Raw genomic sequence first — 17,657 nt, forward strand, 5'->3', positions numbered from 1 at the left:
TGCTTCAGCGAATAGCCGAGGGGAGAGAGGAATGACGATGTTTGGTGTGAGGCGGGGTGTAGCCATTACCCTTGTGACAGCAGGGTTGGCAGTGGGTGCACAGGCCCAAGATGTCCAAACAAAACAATACGATGACGGTGGCATCTACGAAGGAACCTTCGTCGATGGCAAGCAGGATGGTATCGGGACATATCGTCTGCCGAATGGCTTTGAGTACACTGGCGAGTGGGTCGCCGGAGAGATTCGCGGCCAGGGCACAGCCCGGTTCCCCAACGGCTCGCTATACGAAGGCAGCTTTGTGGCGGGCAAGCCGGAAGGCGTCGGAACCATGACATTTGCCGATGGCAGCGTCTTTGAGGGCGACTGGGTCGACGGCAACATGACCGGTAACGGAAAGATGACCTACACCAACGGTGTGGTGTACGAAGGCGAATTCCGCAACGCGATGCATAATGGCACTGGCACCATGACCAGCCCTGATGGCTATGTCTACGAAGGCGCATGGGTCAATGGCGTCAAGGAAGGCACCGGCAAGATCACTTACCCTGATGGGTCCGTCTATGAAGGCGACATTGTCGCCGGCGAGCGGGACGGAAACGGCAGCATGCAGATGGCTGACGGTGTCATCTATGTCGGCGAATGGGTTGATGGCCGGATCGAGGGCGCGGGCATCCTGACCCATGCCAATGGTGACATCTATGAAGGCCAGCTGGTTGACAGCCAGCGCCAGGGCGACGGCAAGGTCACCTATGTGAATGGCGACACGTATGAAGGATCATTTGCAAATGACCGGCGCGACGGCACCGGAACGTTTCAGGGGACCAACGGATACCGCTATGTCGGCCAATGGGTAGACGGCCAGATCGAAGGCGAGGGCGAAGTCACCTATCCTGATGGGTCCGTCTATGTCGGCACATTTGCCGCCGATGTTGCGGATGGGACCGGCAAGATCACTTATCCGGACGGGTCTGTCTATGAAGGCACCTGGGTTGGTGGCGTGATCAACGGGACGGGCAAGCTGAGCTATGAAAGCGGACTTGTCTACGAAGGCGAGTTCAAGGACGGCAAGACCCACGGCACCGGCACGATGACCTACGCTGATGGCTACGTCTACGAAGGCGAATGGGCCGATGGGCAGCGTAACGGCACCGGCACCGCAACCTATGCTGACGGCACAGTCTACGAAGGGGCCTTCCTGAATGGGCAACGCCACGGCACCGGAACAATCACGATGCCCGATGGTTTCACCTATGTGGGTGAATGGGCTGATGGTGATATCAACGGCCAAGGTGTCGCGACCTATGCCAATGGCGATGTCTATGAAGGCGCATTTGTCCGCAGCCGCCGCGAAGGCGAAGGCACAATGACATTTGCCAACGGTCAGGAAAGCGAAGGCATCTGGTCGGACGGCGCGCTTGTCTCGGAGACAAATGGCGGCAACTGATCGCGGCCATACAACGCATTTGAAACGGCCCCGCCTGTCTCAGGCGGGGCTTTTTCATGCGCTGGTGATGCGGAAAGGCTTTATCATGTCATATTTCAGGACCGGGCGATAAGGCTGGACCATCCGTCTTTGTCCAGTTCCGCGGCGAGGTGATCAAATGTCAGCCGGATGCGCCGGTTGGTCTGGATTTCGCGATGGGTGACAAGCCATGTTTCCATATTAAAGGTCGGTGCATCCGGCAGGATACGTTTTAGTCCAAGGCGGCCCTCGGCAACCACGGTCGGCAGAAAGGCTATGCCGGCACCGTCACGCACAAGCTCGTACATTGTGCTGCCGTTCGAGGTTGTGATCCCGAAATTCTGCTTTGTGACCGGTATACCCATCGCGGTGATCTGCGGGACAAGTCGTTCGGGTTGCTGGTATCCAATGAAATCCGCACCGGCGAAATCAGCAAGAGTCGCCGGTGCGCCCAAGGCATCAAGATACTGCGCCGATGCAAATAGCGATATTTCTATATCTGCGATCCGACGGGCCACAAGATCCGGCTGCGCGGGGCGGACGTGGCGAATGGCAATATCGGCATCGCGCCGTGTCAGGTCGCTTACCTCGTTTGACGGCACCAGCTCAATGCTGATCCCGGGATGGGTGCGCCGCAATGATATCAGGCAGCGCGGCAGCGCATAGGCGGCCATCGCATCGCTTGACGTGATCCGGACGATGCCTTCGACGGATTGACTTTGGCCCGCAGCAACACGCGACACCTGGGTGGCGGCATCCGCCATGCCGCGCACATGCGCCAGCAGTTCTGACCCGGCATCGGTCAGTTGCATGACCCGGGTTCCCCTTTCGAACAGCGTCAGCTGCAAGGCATCTTCCAGCATTGAAATCTGGCGGCTGAGGGTCGGTTGGGTCTGCCGAAGCACGCGTGCAGCACCTGACAGCGACCCTTGTTCCACCGTCGCAAGGAACGCCCTGATATGGTTCCAGTCAAATGAGATCGCATCCCAGTTCATGGTTTTTCGTATATCAATGATCGGAATTTGGTCAATTCCATTCGAAAATAGAATAAACGAGATGTGGCTCCAGTGTAATTTCACCGGAGAGAATGATGTTTCGATCAAACCATCCCGATGATCGCGGGAAAATCCTGTCGCTGTTATGGCTCTTTGCGATCCTCAACATGCTGTTTCGCGATATCCATGAAATGACGATGGCTGCGACCATCAATGAAATCCTGTCGGGTTACGTGAATGGCAACCCGATGTCCGAGAGCGTGCTGTTTTTTGGCGCGTTTGCGGTTGAACTGTTGCTGCTGGTTTTCCTGCTGTCTGGCTTGCTTGCCCCATATTGGGCCCGCCTGTTGAACCTTGTGATGGTACCCGTCGCCATTCTGGGGACGTTTTATATCGCGCCAAACGACCCCGATGACTACTTTTTTGCGGTGGTGGAAATCTGCGCGTTCATCACCATCTTTGTCATGGCCTGGCGGTGGCAGACCGCCCCCCGTGCCACCAGGCAGATCGGAGGTCACCATGCGACCTGAAAGGTTTTTGCCGGATGCGCCGCAGGCCTCCCCACCGTATTTGCCGGTCTACTCGCGGTCATTTGGAAGCTGGAAATTGTCTATTGATCGCCAGCCTTACGATCCCGACATCCTGGCCAGCCGATATGACCGGCAATCCGACAGCTGGCACGCCATGATCCAGCATCACGGGTTCGAGCAAGCCTATGAGCGTCTGATTGCCCGAATATTTCGGCAACCGCGCTATCAGCAGCCTACCGGCAACCTGCGGGTCCTCGATGCAGGCATCGGCACGGGCGCCATGACAGAGGCATTCCATCGCTGTATCGGCAGGCGGTTCGAGGCGGCGGGCGTGGATATTTCGACCGGTATGTTGCGGGCGGCCGCAGCGCGGTTGGGCCAACTGGGCATGGATGTCAGCCTCGCAAAGGCCGATCTGACCGCACTTCCCTATGCGGATGACAGCTTTGATGTCGTTCTTGCCGCACATGTGATCGAACATTTGCCACAGCCGCAGCAGGCCATTGCCGAGATATTCCGGGTTCTGCGCCCCGGGGGGATCCTGATCTGCTGTATTACCCGGCAGTCATCAACCGGCGCCTATATCCAGTTGAAATGGCGCACCCACAAGGCTGATACGCCCACCGCAATCGGCTGGCTACGGCACGGCGGGCTGACATCCGTTCGCGCAATCCCGCTGGACAAGCAATCCGCCACGCGTCGTTTCAGTATCGGCTATGTCGGGCGCAAACCGCTGGTTGATTGATCCGCGGGGTATGTTCTGCCTTAATGTGTCGCCCGTTAGGGCAAACGTTTCCGGGCCATTTCGTCCAGCTTTGCGGCAAAGCTGGACGGGCTCATCCCGTCTGCCAGTGCGCGGTGAAAGAATGCCTGCTGGCTTTCCGGGGCCAGTCCGCCGACCGGCGGGTCGCTGTCAAGATTGGTCGGAAACGCGTAACCCTCGGCAGTGGCGGCGATCAGGGCGGCGACCTCTGCGGGGTCCAGCTGCCCATCTTTCCGGGCCGCGGCAAGGATCGGGTAGATCGTCTTGCACATGCCGTGCCGATCAACCGCTTCTGTGGCGCGCCCGAAGGCGGAAGAGACCTGCAACAGATTGGCCAGCCTGTGGATGTTGCCGGTTTTATTGGCCCCCGCGGCGTGAAACACCGCCGGGTTGAAAAACACGGCATCGCCCTTGGTCAGCGGGATTTGGACCGCGTGCGCATCAAATAATGCGCGAAAGGGGTCTTGCCGAAACGCCACATAGCCGGGGCGGTAGGCCTGCGAGAATGGCAAAAGCTGGGTTGGCCCGCTTTCGACAGGCATGTCGCAATGGGCGATGGCCCCCTGTAGCGTCAGCAGTGGCGACAGATCATGTGCATGAACCGGAAAGTGGGCGGCTGCCGATGCAGACTGAAAGCCCAGATGATAGTCGCGGTGGGCCTGCTGCGCGGCGCCACCCGGATGGACCAGATTGACCTGCGCGGTCATCTGATAGCCCGGGCCAAGCCAGGCTTCGCAAATTGCGGCAATGGCCGGGTTCGCGAAATAGCGCGCGTAGACTGACGGTGCCTGCACGCACAGCTTTTGCAGCGCATTCCAGACCCGGTCATTTGCACCGGCAGCGGCAAAATGATCGCCGCCGGAACCCGATAGCTTTTCAGCCGCAATAATTGCCTCATAGACCTTTGTCGCCTCATCCAACACGCCGGTATCCGCATAGGCCCCCTGCAGCACCACGATACCGGCACCCGACAGCATGACCCTGGCCCATTCGGCCATCAGCGCCTTGCGGCGGGCCGGATCGGCCAGCACATCAGCAAGCGTTTGAACCGCGTAAATCGGAATCTTCTTTTGGATATCAGATGCAAACGGCACCTGTTCGGCCGTCGTATCCTGCGCGATCAGCGCGGCAAATGCTGCGGCATCGCAATCCGCCGGGTCAAAATAGCCCCGCGTCGTTGTGTTATTGTCTTTCATCTGCGTCCCCCCGACCTGCAGCGCAGCTTAGCGGGTCTTGCGTGATTTGTCTGGTCCCTGATGCGACGGTCTTTGATCAGACCGGCGCGCCATCATCCAGTTTCGCCAGCCAGGCATCTGCATCGGCAAGAACAGTGTCTTGACGGTCATCCGCCATCCTGTCCCAGACCCGGTACATATTTCCCATGCGCGGATTGCCCTCGAACCGGTCGCGATGGCGCACCAGAAAGTGCCAATAAAGCAGATTGAACGGGCAGGCATCCGCGCCGGTCTTGTCTTTGACCTTGTAGGCGCAGCCGCCACAATAATCGGACATTTTGTGAATGTAGTTACCCGACGAGATATAGGGTTTGGATGCAATGATCCCGTCATCGGCAAATTGGGACATACCAATCACATTCGGGGCCTCGACCCATTCATAGGCATCGGCATAGACGGCCAAATACCATTCATGCACTTCGGCAGGGTCTATCCCGGCCAATAGCGCAAAATTGCCGGTCACCATCAGACGTTGAATATGATGTGCATAGGCTTCGGCCTTTGTCTGGCCGATTGCCTTTGCCATACAGGCCATCTTGGTGTCACCGCCCCAATACATCGCCGGCAGCTTGCGCATATGCCCTAGGCCGTTGCGCGCGACATAGTCGGGACCTTCGCGAAAATAGATGCCGCGCATATATTCACGCCAACCGATGATTTGACGGATGAACCCCTCAACCGCGTTCAGGGGGGCGTCACCATCGCGGTAGGCCTGTTCGACCTGCCGGCAGACGTCCAACGGATCAAGCAAACCTGCGTTGATATAAAGGCCGATCACCGCGTGATAGAGAAAGGCGTTGTCGTCAAGCATGGCATCCTGAAAATCGCCGAATTTTGGCAGGCCGCGTTTGATCCAATGGGCCAGATGCCGTCTGGCGGACCCGCGATCGGTTGCAAACCAGAAGGGGCGCAGCGTTCCGAAATTATCGCCAAACCGCACCTCGACCAGGTCCAGAACCTGGGCCACGATGTCGTCGGGCTGAAAGGACATCGGCCCGCCAAAATCAACGGCGTCGGGGGGTGGCTTGCGGTTGTCGTGGTCGTAGTTCCATTTGCCGCCTTCGGGCTGGTCGCCATCCATCAACAACCCGGTTTTACGACGCATCTCGCGGTAGAAATATTCCATCCGCAATTGCTTGCGGCCATCCGCCCAGGCCTCAAAATCAGCATGTGTTGCGATAAATCGCGTGTCCGGCAGTTGATGGGTTTTTAGCGGCATCTCACCCAAGGCGGTGATCAGCCGCCATTCGCCCGGTTCGGTAAAGACGACGCCGGCCGCATCATGTTCGGACGCACGCCGGATCAGTTCACCTGTGATAGAGCCGGTATTCTCGGGATCGTCGAGGCGCGTGTAGGCGACCTGCCATCCATCATCGCGCAATTGGGCGGCGAATTTACGCATCGCCGCAAAGGTGAACGCGATTTTCTTGGGGTGATGCGGGACATAGGCCGCTTCTTCGCCAACCTCTGCCATGATAACGATATCATTGGTCTTGTCGGCCTTTTCCAATGCCGACAGGTTTGGCGACAATTGATCGCCCAGAACCAGAACCAATCTCACCAAGGCACCTCTTGACCGGAATAGTCGTAAAAGCCACCGGTCTGCGCAGGGGTCAGCTTTTTCATCACCTTGATCAGGTTTTGCGCGGCCTCTGTCGCCGGGACCGTCTTGTGCCGTCCGGCATAATCTTCGGTGAACTTTGTTTCGACCGTGCCGGGATGCAGGGCCACACAGATGCTGTCCTTATGGGTGCGCGCCAGTTCGATGGCGGCGCCATGCACGATCTGGTTCAGCGCCGCCTTTGACGCCCGGTAGGAATACCATCCGCCGATCTGGTTATCGCCGATGGACCCCACCCGCGCCGACAGCGTGGCAATCACCGCGCGGCTATCCTTGGGCATCAGGCGCGCGGCATGGCGCATGATCAGCGCCGGGCCGATGGCGTTGACCGACATCACCCGCGCCATGTCTTCGGCCTTGATCGCGCTCAGGGTCTTTTCCGGCGACCCCCAGAGTGGGGCCAAAATGCCGATCGCGACAAAGATCAGGTCAAACGGGCCGCTCAGCCGTTCCAACGCCCGATCAACGGAGCCCGGGTTGCCCGCGTCAAACCCGTCTGCGGATCGGGACAAACGCGTGACGTCGACCCGGTCATGTTCCAATTGATCTGCGATTGCACTGCCTATGCCGCCACTCGCCCCGATAATTAACGCTTTCACCGGACACCTCTTTCTTTGACTCTCGGGCACATAGCGCCACCTTGTTGTATGACAAGGAGGTGACAATGCGCGCAATCCTGACTTCGCTTATTGCGCTGGGCACATCCGCGCCCGCGCTGGAACTGACCTATCAGGACAGCTACGACCTCAACAGACCTGCCAGTCTGGATTATGATCCGACATTTTGCGGCCTGTGGATCGCCAATGAAGGCCCCGAGGTCATCCTGGTCACATTGCAAGGCGAGGAACTGCGCCGCTTTGACAGCGACCTGACCCGGATCAAGGCGGTGACGCTGGAAGGGGACAACCTTTTGGTCGCCGATGGGCTTGGCGGTTTTCAACGATTGACCAAGGACGGCACGGCGCTTGCGGATCCTTTCCGGTCAGACCTGCAATGGGCGGATACGGAAGGGTTGGCCATTGATGCCGATGGCAGCGTCATCATGGTCGAGGATGACCCCGAAAGAATGACCTGGCTACGCCCGGACGGGACGGTCATCCGGCAAATCAATACGCTGGACATGGATCCACCCCTGACCGAGGCGCAGGGCATCGCCCGGGATCCACGGACCGGATATCTATTGATTGTGGATGATTGGGAAGGCAGCAACAGCCTTTATGAATTCGACGCAGAAGGGCGTCTTTTGGGGACAACGTCCCTTTTGCCATATGGGCAGGACCCTGAAGGCATCGCTATTCGTCCGGGATCCAACCAGCTGTTCATTGCATTTGACGGTGGCGCAAGTATCGCGTCTTTCGACTACCAACCCACATTGCCACAGGGGGCGCCTGCGCTGCCATCCGTGCCGGATTGCCTGCTCTTCTAGCGTCCTGACACCGGCGACACCGCGCGTCTCGATTTTCAAAAAATGCGCAGCTTAATGTTATTCGTGACTTTTCAATGCGCAAAACGATTGTATAGTCGCGCCCATGATGAACCGCGCACATATCCTGACAACAGCCCCCAACGGGCTGCTTTTGCGCGACATCCTACTTCTTAGCAGCCTCTGAGCGTGCCATTTGGCGCGACCGCTCAGAGGGGACCAGCGCCAGCACAAGCTAAGAAATAAGGAACCAGAAAGATGACAGATACAAACGATGTGTTGATTTTCGACACAACCCTGCGCGATGGCGAACAGTCCCCGGGCGCTACAATGACACATGCCGAAAAGCTGGAAATCGCCGAACTGCTGGATGAGATGGGCGTGGATATCATCGAGGCCGGGTTTCCCATCGCCTCGGAAGGTGATTTCAAGGCGGTCAGCGAGATCGCTGCAGCCGCGAAATCGGCAACCATTTGCGGGTTGGCGCGCGCCAACTACAAGGATATCGACCGCTGCTGGGAGGCCGTGAAACACGCCAAATCCCCGCGCATCCATACCTTTATCGGGACCTCGCCGCTGCACCGCGCGATCCCGAACCTGAATATGGATGAAATGGCCGAGCGTATTCATGACACGGTCACCCATGCGCGCAACCTGTGCGACAACGTGCAATGGTCGCCGATGGATGCCACCCGCACCGAATGGGATTACCTGTGCCGTGTGGTTGAGATTGCGATCAAGGCCGGCGCGAGCACGATCAATATTCCCGATACGGTTGGCTATACGGCCCCTGTGGAAAGCGCCGATCTGATCCGCAACCTGATCGCCACGGTGCCCGGCGCCGATGAGGTGATCTTTGCCACCCATTGCCACAATGATCTGGGCATGGCGACGGCGAACTCGCTGGCCGCCGTCGAAGGTGGGGCCCGTCAGGTCGAATGCACCATCAACGGTTTGGGCGAACGGGCGGGCAATACCGCGCTGGAAGAGGTCGTGATGGCCTTGAAAGTACGCGCTGACATCATGCCCTACACGACCAAGATCGACACGACGAAGATCATGAACATCTCGCGCCGTGTGGCCACCGTGTCCGGGTTTGCGGTGCAGTTCAACAAGGCCATCGTCGGCAAGAACGCCTTTGCCCATGAAAGCGGTATCCATCAGGATGGCATGCTGAAGAACCGCGAAACATTCGAGGTGATGAAACCCGAGGATGTGGGTCTGACCGGGACGTCGCTGCCCCTGGGCAAGCATTCCGGCCGTGCCGCGTTGCGCGCCAAATTATCCGAGCTGGGGTTTGATCTGGCCGACAATCAGCTGAAAGATGTTTTTGTCCGCTTCAAGGATCTGGCCGATCGCAAGAAGGAAGTTTTTGACGACGACCTGATGGCGCTGGTGTCGCAAAATGAGACCGGAGAGGATCGTCTGAAACTGAAATCCCTGCGCGTTGTCTGCGGCACAGATGGCCCGCAGACCGCCGATATGGAAATGGAGATCGACGGGGCCGACGTTAAAACGTCGGCAACGGGCGATGGTCCTGTGGATGCGACCTTCAATGCCGTCAAGGCGCTGTTTGCGCATACAGCCCGTTTGCAGCTGTATCAGGTCAGTGCCGTGACAGAAGGCACTGATGCGCAGGCAACCGTGTCCGTCCGAATGGAAGAGGACGGTCGTATCGCCACGGGCCAATCGGCCGACACAGATACGGTCGTTGCCAGTGCCAAGGCCTATATTAATGCGTTGAACAGATTGCTTGTCCGGCGCGAGCAGTCCGAGCCGGGCTATGACATCAAAGGTGTCAGCTACAAGGACGTCTGAGCCACAGACTCAGCAAGGAATGATATGACGGGCGGACCGCATATGCGGTTCGCCCGTTTTTCCAGCTTCTGCCGCAATGAAATGCTGCGCCACGCGGAAAATATCGGAAAAGTATAAGCAATCTGGGCTTTGCTTTGATTTCGTTCGGACATTTATCGTATTTGTGCAACTAGCGAATTGCTGCCAGTCGCATGAAATCAAGGGGTTCTCTCTCCTCGTCCCGTTCTTTATAAGCAGTTCGGACTGGCGCCCGGGGACGGTGTCAAAATCTTGCATTGGTTATGGGAAGGCCGACATTATGGCAGGCTTTGGTGGTTTGTTTTCGTCTGATATGGCGATTGATCTGGGGACGGCGAACACGCTTGTCTATGTCAAAGGCAAGGGGATCATCCTGTCGGAGCCATCCGTTGTGGCCTATCACGTCAAAGATGGCGTCAAGAAAGTTCTGGCCGTTGGCGAAGATGCCAAACTGATGCTTGGCCGCACCCCCGGCAGCATCGAGGCGATCCGCCCGATGCGTGACGGTGTGATCGCCGATTTCGACGTGGCCGAGGAAATGATTAAGCACTTCATTCGCAAGGTGCACCGCCGGTCGACATTCTCGAAGCCCAAGATCATTGTCTGCGTCCCGCATGGCGCCACACCGGTTGAAAAGCGCGCGATCCGCCAGTCGGTCTTGTCCGCAGGTGCCCGCCGCGCCGGTCTGATTGCCGAACCGATCGCAGCCGCCATCGGGGCAGGCATGCCGATTACCGATCCGACAGGCAACATGGTTGTTGATATCGGCGGCGGCACAACCGAGGTTGCGGTGTTGTCACTGGGTGATATCGTCTATGCCCGGTCGGTCCGGGTCGGCGGTGACCGCATGGACGAGGCGATCATCAACTATCTGCGCCGTCAGCATAACCTGTTGATCGGCGAAAGCACGGCGGAACGGATCAAGACATCCATCGGCACAGCCCGGATGCCCGATGATGGCCGGGGCCAGTCGATGCATATTCGTGGCCGCGATCTGCTGAATGGTGTGCCGAAAGAAACAGAGATCAGCCAGGCTCAGGTCGCAGAGGCGCTTGCCGAACCGGTACAGTCGATTTGCGAGGCCGTGATGACCGCCCTTGAAGCGACCCCGCCCGACCTGGCCGCGGATATCGTGGACCGCGGCGTGATGCTGACCGGGGGTGGCGCGTTGCTGGGGCAGCTTGATCTGGCTTTGCGCGAGCAGACCGGTTTGGCGATTTCGGTTGCTGACGAGTCACTCAATTGTGTCGCATTGGGCACTGGTCGTGCGCTAGAGTATGAAAAACAGCTCCGGCATGTGATAGATTACGAGAGTTAACGACCGAGGGACGCCTTGGCCAAGGATAAGAACAGCGAAGATTTCATCGGCCCGATCCGGCGTTTGCTGGTTGGGGTGCTGGTGCTTGCCTTGCTGGGGTTGTTTCTGGTGTGGCGGATCGACAGCCCGCGGGTCGAACGTTTTCGCGCCATGGCGATTGACAAGGTGGTTCCGTCTTTCGATTGGGCCATGGCGCCGATCACCGGGATGGCAAATCTGATCAGCGATTTTCAGAGCTATCAGCAGCTGGCTGCCCAAAATCAGGACCTGCGCCGCGAATTGCAGCAGATGAAAGCCTGGAAAGAGGCCGCGCTGCAACTCGAACAGGAGAATGCCAAGCTGCTGGGGCTGAACAATGTCCAGCTTGATCCGCAATTCACCTATGTGACCGGCGTGGTGATTACCGATAGCGGATCACCATTCCGCCAGTCGGTCTTGGTGAATGTGGGTGCGCGTGACGGGATTATTGACGGCTGGCCCACCATGGACGGGATCGGGCTGGTGGGCCGTATTGCCGGTGTGGGCCAGGAAACCAGCCGTGTGATGCTGCTGACCGATAGCTCAAGCCGGATCCCCGTGACGATCCAGCCGTCCGGCCAAAAGGCGATTTTGGGCGGCGATAACACGTTGAACCCACCGCTGGAATTTCTTGAGGACCCGGGCACTATCCGTCCCGGCGACAGGGTCGTGTCATCGGGCGATGGCGGTGTGTTCCCGGCCGATCTGCTGGTCGGGCAGGTGGCCCTTGGCACGGATCGGCGCTTGCGGGTGCGGCTGGCGGCGGACTATCAGCGCCTTGAATTCCTGCGGGTCCTGCGCGCCCAGCCACATGAGGATATCAACGACCCCGGCAGTCTGCTCGCCCCCGAGGACGAATATTTCGGCCCCGCCGCCCTGACGGTGTTGGAGAGTGCGGATGGCTGATATCCCCAACACACGCATCTGGATCAACCGGACTGTTTTTGTCCTGATCGCCTTTGTCATCATTGTCGTGCAATTGGTCCCGCTTGATATGCGCCCGGTGATTTGGGCCTGGCCCGATGTCTTGCTGGCCGCAACGCTAGCCTGGGTCGCCCGGCGGCCCGATTATCTGCCCGTGATTGTGATCGCGATTGTTTTTCTGCTGACGGATTTGCTGTTTCAGCGTCCGCCCGGGCTTTGGGCGGCGCTGGTGGTTCTGCTGACCGAGGCTGTGCGCAAACGTGCGCGGGGGATCCGCAATATGCCGCTTTTGCTGGAATGGGGCATGATCGCGTTTGGGATCGTCGGGATTACGCTGGCCAATCGGCTGGTTTTGGCGGTGGTGATGACGCCGCAGGCACCGCTGGGGCTGACCCTGATCCAAATGATTGCCACAATTCTTTCCTATCCTCTGGTGGTGGCAATTGCGCATTTTGTATTTGGTGTGACCCGGCCGGCCCCCGGTCAGGTTGATGGCAGAGGACAGAGGCTATGAAACGCAGCCCCAAGGACGTGATCGAAAGCGCCCGCACGGTCAGCCGCCGTGCGCTGGTCGTTGGTGGCGCGCAGGTGGCTGTGATCGGCGCGCTGGGATGGCGTTTGCAATCCATGCAGGTCGAACAGGCAGATCAGTTCCGTTTGCTGGCCGAGGAAAACCGGATCAATATCCGGCTTCTGCCGCCCGCCCGCGGGATGATCTTTGATCGCAACGGCATTCCGATTGCTGCAAACGAGCAGAATTACCGCGTTGTCATGGTCCGCGAGGATGCGGGCGACATCGGCGAAGTGCTCGCCCGTCTGACCGAACTGGTCGAGATTGATCCCGATGATCTGACCCGTGCCATGGACGAGATGAAACGCCGCTCGCCTTTTGTGCCGGTGACCATCGCGGATCGTCTATCGTGGGAGGATGTGGCCCGGATTAACCTGAACACACCGGCCCTTCCGGGTATTCAGGCCGATGTGGGCCTCAGCCGGGTTTATCCAGCCGGGGCTGATTTGGCCCATGTGGTGGGTTATGTCGGTCCTGTCAGCGATTATGACCTCAGCCGGATCGACGATCCCGATCCATTGCTGCAAATCCCCAAATTTCAGATCGGCAAGACCGGTGCGGAAAACAAGCTGGAACAAACCCTGCGCGGCAGTGCCGGCACCCGCCGCATTGAGGTTAACGCCGCGGGCCGCATCATGCGCGAGCTTGACCGGCAGGAAGGCACGTCCGGCAAGGATGTCCAACTGACCATCGACAGCCGCCTGCAGTCTTATGTGCAGGCCCGGCTGGATGGGGAAAGTGCAGGCGCGGTTCTGATTGATCTGGAACATGGCGATTTGCGCGCCATCGCATCCGCCCCCGCCTTTGATCCCAACCTGTTTGTGCGCGGGATTTCTGTCAGGGACTGGACGGACCTGAACGAAAACAAGTACCGGCCGCTTGCCGCCAAGGCCATTCAGGGGGCTTACCCGCCCGGATCAACATTCAAGATGGTCACGGCCCTTGCCGCCTTTGAGGCGGGTGTGGTTGGCCCCAACGAAACGGTCTATTGCCCCGGGCATACGGATGTTTTCGGCATCCGGTTCCACTGCTGGAAACGCGGCGGCCATGGCAATATCAACCTGCATGAAAGCCTCAAGCAATCCTGCGATTGCTACTATTACGAAATCGCCCAGCGGGTGGGCATCGACAAGATGGCCGAGATGGCCCGCAAATTGGGATTGGGGATCAAGCATGATCTGCCCCTGTCTGCTGTCGCAAGTGGCCTTGCCCCCGACAAGGCCTGGAAATCGGAAGTACGCGGCGAGGATTGGCGGATCGGTGATACGGTCAACGCCTCAATCGGGCAGGGATATGTTCTGGCCTCCCCCCTGCAGCTTGCCGTGATGTCCGCACGGATCGCCACCGGGCGCGAAGTCACGCCGCGCCTTGTCCGGCTGATTGACGGGGTCGAGCAGCCCAGCGGGTTGGGCGAAAACCTTGGGATCAATGAAAACGTGCTGCGCCGGGTGCGCGCCTCAATGAATGATGTCTGTAACCACAGACGCGGCACGGCCTACCGGTCGCGCATTCTGGGGGACGACGTCAAGATGGCGGGCAAGACTGGCACTAGTCAGGTGCGCCGGATTACGCCAGAGGAACGCGCCGCCGGTGTTACCAAGAACGAGGATCTGCCCTGGGAGCGCCGCGATCACGCGTTATTTGTCAGTTTCGCCCCTTTCGACAAACCCCGCTATGCGCTGTCAGTTGTGGTCGAACATGGCGGTGGTGGTTCAAAGGCCGCCGCACCGATTGCGCGTGATATCATGTTGCAGGCGCTTTATGGCGGACCGCCACCGCTTGATGCGTATCCAGAGGCGGACAGAGACCGGATTGCAGATCAGCAGCGCCGGATCGAGGCGCGCATCCCGCCGGGGTCTCGCGGATCGGGCCGCGCATGAGTTATCTTGAGTATAACACCAAATTTGTCCCGACCGGGTTTCGCAAGCTTTGGTATCTGCATTGGCCGGTCATCATGCTGCTGACGGCTGTGGCATGCGCTGGTTTCCTGATGCTTTATTCGGTCGCAGGCGGTGATCCGGCCCCGTGGATGGAACCGCAGATGAAGCGCTTTGCGCTTGGTATGGTCCTGATGGTGATCGTTGCCATGGTGCCGATCTGGTTCTGGCGCAACATGGCCGGTCTGGCCTTTGGCGGATCGCTTCTGCTTTTGCTGGCGGTCGAGTTTTTTGGCGAAGTGAACATGGGCGCGCAACGCTGGATCAATCTGGGCTTTATGCGCCTGCAGCCTTCGGAGCTGACCAAAATCACCTTGGTGATGTTTCTCGCCGCCTATTACGACTGGTTGCCCAATAACAAGACATCGCACCCGTTTTGGGTGCTTTTGCCGGTCCTTTTCATTCTGGCCCCAACCGCACTTGTCCTTAATCAACCTGATCTGGGGACGGCACTTTTGTTGTTGATGGGGGGCGCCACGGTGATGTTTCTGGCCGGGGTTCACTGGGCCTATTTCGCGACAGTCATTGGGGCAGGCGTCGGCGCGGTGGTCGCGGTTTTCCAGACGCGGGGGACGGAATGGCAATTGATCAAGGATTATCAATACAGGCGCATCGACACGTTCCTTGATCCGGCCAACGACCCGCTTGGGGCGGGCTATCACATCACGCAGGCAAAGATCGCGTTGGGCTCAGGCGGCTGGACAGGCCGGGGCTTTATGCAAGGCACGCAAAGCCGGCTGAACTTTCTGCCCGAAAAGCATACCGATTTTATTTTCACCACGCTGGCCGAAGAGTTCGGCTTTGTCGGCGCGTTCACGCTGTTGGGGCTGTACCTGCTGATCGTGGCCTTTTGCGTGATCTCCGCCATGACCAACCGGGACCGGTTTGCAGCGTTGCTGACATTGGGGGTCGCGATGACCTTCTTTTTGTTCTTTGCGGTCAATATGGCCATGGTCACCGGGCTGGCGCCGGTTGTCGGGGTGCCGCTGCCGCTTGTCAGCTATGGTGGGTCTGCCATGCTTGTATTGCTCGTCGCTTTTGGACTTGTACAAAGCGCCCATGTCCATAAACCACGCTAATGATTAACGTTCTCTTTTCCGCCGAACCTGACATGTGGGCCGTTTACGAGGGGCCGCTGAATGCGGGCTTTGTGGCGGCCGGGCTGGATGTCGATCTTGCCCGGGACCATGCCCCGGATGATGTGGACTATATTGTCTTTGCGCCCAACGGGCCGGTTCAGGATTTCCGGCCATACCGCAATGCCAAGGCCGTGATGAGCCTTTGGGCCGGGGTTGAGACGGTGGTGGATAACGCGACCCTGACCCAGCCGCTGTGCCGGATGGTCGATGAGGGCCTGACAACCGGGATGGTCGAATGGGTGACCGCCCATACGATGCGCCATCATATCGGGATGGACAGGCATATCCATGGCCAGGATGGCCTGTGGCGCAACACGGTTTATCCGCCGACCGCCGCCGACCGTCCTGTGACCATATTGGGCCTTGGTGCGCTTGGCGCGGCCTGCGGTCAGGCATTGGTCCATCTTGGTTTTCCCGTGACCGGGTGGAGCAGACGCCCGAAGTCCGTACCCGACATCCAGTGTCTGCATGGAGATGCCGGCCTGACAGAGGCGCTGACGGGCGCGCAAATCGTCATCACGCTGTTGCCGCAAACCCCGCAGACCAATGATATCCTGAACGCCGATACATTGGCGTTGCTCGCCCGCGGTGCGTTTGTGATCAATCCCGGTCGCGGTCCGCTGATTGACGATGCGGCCCTTCTTGCGGCCCTTGACAACGGGCAGGTGGGCCATGCCACGCTCGATGTCTTTCGCGAAGAGCCCTTGCCGGTCGATCATCCCTATTGGGCGCACCCGCAGGTCACCGTGACGCCGCATATCGCCGCGACCACCCGGCCGGAAACGGCCGTGCGCAGCATTGCCGAGAATATTCGCCTTGGTGAGGCTGGCCTGCCCTTGCTGCATGTTGTGGATCGGACGCGTGGATACTGACAATCCGGCCTATATGCGCTGGTACAGCGACATCACGGAACCCGCGCAATTTGTCATCTATCCCGACGGGTGCAGGGACATCATTCTGACCACAGATCGCAATGGTTCTGTATCGGCGGAACTGACATCGTTTGATTTCAAGCCCCGATCCATCACCTTGCATCCGGGGCAAAGGATGACCGGTTTTCGGTTGCGTCCCGGGCTTTGCGTTGATCAGGCCGGTTTGGCCGGGATACGGGATGAAAAAGATGCGACCGACCTGATCCATGATGCGGATACCCGTTTGGCCGAGACAAGCGCGGCCCTCGCAGCCCTTGGCACCGGTGGCGCAACAGTGGCGCAGGTCGCGCGCGGAAGCGGGGTCAGCCCGCGAACACTGCAACGGCGATTTCGAACCCTTGGATTGCCAATGCCCGAGTTCTGGCGGCTATTGGCCCGCGCCCGCCGTGCTGCAATTGATCTGGCATCCGATCATCCACTGGTAGATATCGCAGGCATACATGGATATGCCGATCAGGCACATATGAGCCGGGCCTGCAAATACTGGTTCTCACACACGCCCGGCCAGATCCGCAGAAACCGCCGGATCCTGTCCGATATCAATCAGCCCGCACTGGGAACCTGGACGGGCGAGCAAATCTCGATCAGGTAGCCATCCGGATCGCTGACGGATGCGGTTGTTTGCCCCCAGGGTTCTTCCTTGACCTGATGTTCCAGCGTCGCACCGGCAGACACTGCGCGGGCGAGGTCAGCGGCAATGTCTGATGTCTCGAATGACAGGCCAAAGGCCGGGGTCGCGGGTGACTGTGCTTGTGGCGCCCTGCCTTGCTGCCGGATCAGATCTTTTGCGGCAAAGGCCAGTTTCGTTTCGCCGGTCTTGAGTTCGCCGTAATCCTTGCCCGCATGCAGGAATGCGATCTCGAACCCAAAGGCAGCCTGATAGAAGGTTAGCGAGGCGGGTACATCGGCCACGTAAAGAATGGTGTAGCGAAACTGCATCTGGATCATCCCTG

General features: G+C 58.9%; 17 protein-coding genes. 12 read left to right on the forward strand and 5 right to left on the reverse strand.

What is annotated here, in order from left to right:
- Positions 1-31 precede the first annotated feature (31 nt).
- Entirely contained in the window at positions 32-1,444 is a 1,413-nt protein-coding gene (locus tag AABB31_RS17650) for a 2-isopropylmalate synthase (protein ID WP_342076893.1), read from the forward strand.
- Between the two features lie 95 nt (positions 1,445-1,539).
- Here the strand turns inward: AABB31_RS17650 and AABB31_RS17655 are convergent, their stop codons facing one another.
- Positions 1,540-2,457 carry a LysR family transcriptional regulator gene (locus AABB31_RS17655; RefSeq protein WP_342076892.1) on the reverse strand — a complete coding sequence of 306 codons (918 nt, stop codon included), beginning with the start codon at positions 2,455-2,457 and terminating at the stop codon, positions 1,540-1,542.
- Between the two features lie 95 nt (positions 2,458-2,552).
- Here AABB31_RS17655 and AABB31_RS17660 point away from each other — a divergent pair, with 95 nt between their 5' ends.
- Both AABB31_RS17660 and AABB31_RS17665 read left to right on the forward strand, forming a co-directional pair.
- Positions 2,553-2,987 carry a DUF6326 family protein gene (locus tag AABB31_RS17660; protein WP_373635086.1) on the forward strand — a complete coding sequence of 145 codons (435 nt, stop codon included), beginning with the start codon at positions 2,553-2,555 and terminating at the stop codon, positions 2,985-2,987.
- A gap of 76 nt (positions 2,988-3,063) precedes the next feature.
- Positions 3,064-3,732 (forward strand): class I SAM-dependent methyltransferase, encoded by a 669-nt coding sequence (locus AABB31_RS17665; protein WP_342076890.1) that lies wholly within the window; start codon positions 3,064-3,066, stop codon positions 3,730-3,732.
- A 35-nt stretch (positions 3,733-3,767) separates the two neighbouring features.
- Here AABB31_RS17665 and AABB31_RS17670 read toward each other — a convergent pair whose 3' ends face one another.
- The 3 genes from AABB31_RS17670 to AABB31_RS17680 all read right to left on the reverse strand — a co-directional run bounded on the left by AABB31_RS17670 (position 3,768) and on the right by AABB31_RS17680 (position 7,205).
- Positions 3,768-4,946 carry a phytanoyl-CoA dioxygenase family protein gene (locus tag AABB31_RS17670; protein ID WP_342076889.1) on the reverse strand — a complete coding sequence of 393 codons (1,179 nt, stop codon included), beginning with the start codon at positions 4,944-4,946 and terminating at the stop codon, positions 3,768-3,770.
- A gap of 76 nt (positions 4,947-5,022) precedes the next feature.
- Positions 5,023-6,546: a cryptochrome/photolyase family protein gene (locus AABB31_RS17675; RefSeq protein ID WP_373635087.1), complete on the reverse strand. Its 1,524-nt coding sequence runs from the start codon at positions 6,544-6,546 to the stop codon at positions 5,023-5,025.
- Positions 6,543-7,205 (reverse strand): SDR family NAD(P)-dependent oxidoreductase, encoded by a 663-nt coding sequence (locus tag AABB31_RS17680; RefSeq protein WP_342076888.1) that lies wholly within the window; start codon positions 7,203-7,205, stop codon positions 6,543-6,545. The genes AABB31_RS17675 and AABB31_RS17680 overlap by 4 nt, the downstream gene beginning before the upstream one ends.
- A gap of 65 nt (positions 7,206-7,270) precedes the next feature.
- Between AABB31_RS17680 and AABB31_RS17685 the strand changes: the two genes are divergently transcribed.
- From AABB31_RS17685 to AABB31_RS17725, 9 genes are all read left to right on the forward strand, one after another.
- Positions 7,271-8,032 carry a hypothetical protein gene (locus AABB31_RS17685; RefSeq protein WP_342076887.1) on the forward strand — a complete coding sequence of 254 codons (762 nt, stop codon included), beginning with the start codon at positions 7,271-7,273 and terminating at the stop codon, positions 8,030-8,032.
- A gap of 255 nt (positions 8,033-8,287) precedes the next feature.
- Positions 8,288-9,847: a 2-isopropylmalate synthase gene (locus AABB31_RS17690; RefSeq protein ID WP_342076886.1), complete on the forward strand. Its 1,560-nt coding sequence runs from the start codon at positions 8,288-8,290 to the stop codon at positions 9,845-9,847.
- A 298-nt stretch (positions 9,848-10,145) separates the two neighbouring features.
- Positions 10,146-11,183 (forward strand): rod shape-determining protein, encoded by a 1,038-nt coding sequence (locus tag AABB31_RS17695; RefSeq protein ID WP_342076885.1) that lies wholly within the window; start codon positions 10,146-10,148, stop codon positions 11,181-11,183.
- Between the two features lie 15 nt (positions 11,184-11,198).
- Positions 11,199-12,107 (forward strand): rod shape-determining protein MreC, encoded by a 909-nt coding sequence (gene mreC / locus AABB31_RS17700; RefSeq protein WP_342076884.1) that lies wholly within the window; start codon positions 11,199-11,201, stop codon positions 12,105-12,107.
- On the forward strand, positions 12,100-12,639 hold the full coding sequence (locus AABB31_RS17705) for a rod shape-determining protein MreD (RefSeq protein ID WP_342076883.1): 540 nt from the start codon (positions 12,100-12,102) through the stop codon (positions 12,637-12,639). Before mreC ends, AABB31_RS17705 begins: the two co-directional genes overlap by 8 nt.
- Complete coding sequence (gene mrdA / locus AABB31_RS17710) at positions 12,636-14,576, forward strand: penicillin-binding protein 2 (RefSeq protein ID WP_373635089.1); 1,941 nt, start codon at positions 12,636-12,638, stop codon at positions 14,574-14,576. The genes AABB31_RS17705 and mrdA overlap by 4 nt, the downstream gene beginning before the upstream one ends.
- Positions 14,573-15,712: a rod shape-determining protein RodA gene (gene rodA, locus AABB31_RS17715; RefSeq protein WP_342076882.1), complete on the forward strand. Its 1,140-nt coding sequence runs from the start codon at positions 14,573-14,575 to the stop codon at positions 15,710-15,712. Before mrdA ends, rodA begins: the two co-directional genes overlap by 4 nt.
- Positions 15,712-16,644 (forward strand): glyoxylate/hydroxypyruvate reductase A, encoded by a 933-nt coding sequence (locus AABB31_RS17720; protein ID WP_342076881.1) that lies wholly within the window; start codon positions 15,712-15,714, stop codon positions 16,642-16,644. The genes rodA and AABB31_RS17720 overlap by 1 nt, the downstream gene beginning before the upstream one ends.
- Positions 16,634-17,296 carry an AraC family transcriptional regulator gene (locus AABB31_RS17725; protein ID WP_342076880.1) on the forward strand — a complete coding sequence of 221 codons (663 nt, stop codon included), beginning with the start codon at positions 16,634-16,636 and terminating at the stop codon, positions 17,294-17,296. The genes AABB31_RS17720 and AABB31_RS17725 overlap by 11 nt, the downstream gene beginning before the upstream one ends.
- Here the strand turns inward: AABB31_RS17725 and AABB31_RS17730 are convergent.
- Positions 17,248-17,643 (reverse strand): VOC family protein, encoded by a 396-nt coding sequence (locus AABB31_RS17730; RefSeq protein ID WP_342076879.1) that lies wholly within the window; start codon positions 17,641-17,643, stop codon positions 17,248-17,250. The two genes, AABB31_RS17725 and AABB31_RS17730, sit on opposite strands and share 49 nt — an antisense overlap.
- Positions 17,644-17,657 lie beyond the last annotated feature (14 nt).

The organism is Yoonia sp. SS1-5, assembly GCF_038443705.2.
GTDB lineage: Bacteria > Pseudomonadota > Alphaproteobacteria > Rhodobacterales > Rhodobacteraceae > Yoonia > Yoonia rhodophyticola.

Bases quoted from the DNA above. Each gene is read 5' to 3' on its own strand.
- AABB31_RS17690 (WP_342076886.1), top strand. From the start codon at position 8,288: ATGACAGATACAAACGATGTGTTGATTTTCGACACAACCCTGCGCGAT.
- mrdA (WP_373635089.1), top strand. From the start codon at position 12,636: ATGAAACGCAGCCCCAAGGACGTGATCGAAAGCGCCCGCACGGTCAGC.
- AABB31_RS17685 (WP_342076887.1), top strand. From the start codon at position 7,271: ATGCGCGCAATCCTGACTTCGCTTATTGCGCTGGGCACATCCGCGCCC.
- AABB31_RS17670 (WP_342076889.1), bottom strand. From the start codon at position 4,946: ATGAAAGACAATAACACAACGACGCGGGGCTATTTTGACCCGGCGGAT.
- AABB31_RS17660 (WP_373635086.1), top strand. From the start codon at position 2,553: ATGTTTCGATCAAACCATCCCGATGATCGCGGGAAAATCCTGTCGCTG.
- AABB31_RS17730 (WP_342076879.1), bottom strand. From the start codon at position 17,643: ATGCAGTTTCGCTACACCATTCTTTACGTGGCCGATGTACCCGCCTCG.
- AABB31_RS17695 (WP_342076885.1), top strand. From the start codon at position 10,146: ATGGCAGGCTTTGGTGGTTTGTTTTCGTCTGATATGGCGATTGATCTG.
- AABB31_RS17655 (WP_342076892.1), bottom strand. From the start codon at position 2,457: ATGAACTGGGATGCGATCTCATTTGACTGGAACCATATCAGGGCGTTC.
- AABB31_RS17650 (WP_342076893.1), top strand. From the start codon at position 32: ATGACGATGTTTGGTGTGAGGCGGGGTGTAGCCATTACCCTTGTGACA.
- rodA (WP_342076882.1), top strand. From the start codon at position 14,573: ATGAGTTATCTTGAGTATAACACCAAATTTGTCCCGACCGGGTTTCGC.
- AABB31_RS17720 (WP_342076881.1), top strand. From the start codon at position 15,712: ATGATTAACGTTCTCTTTTCCGCCGAACCTGACATGTGGGCCGTTTAC.
- AABB31_RS17705 (WP_342076883.1), top strand. From the start codon at position 12,100: ATGGCTGATATCCCCAACACACGCATCTGGATCAACCGGACTGTTTTT.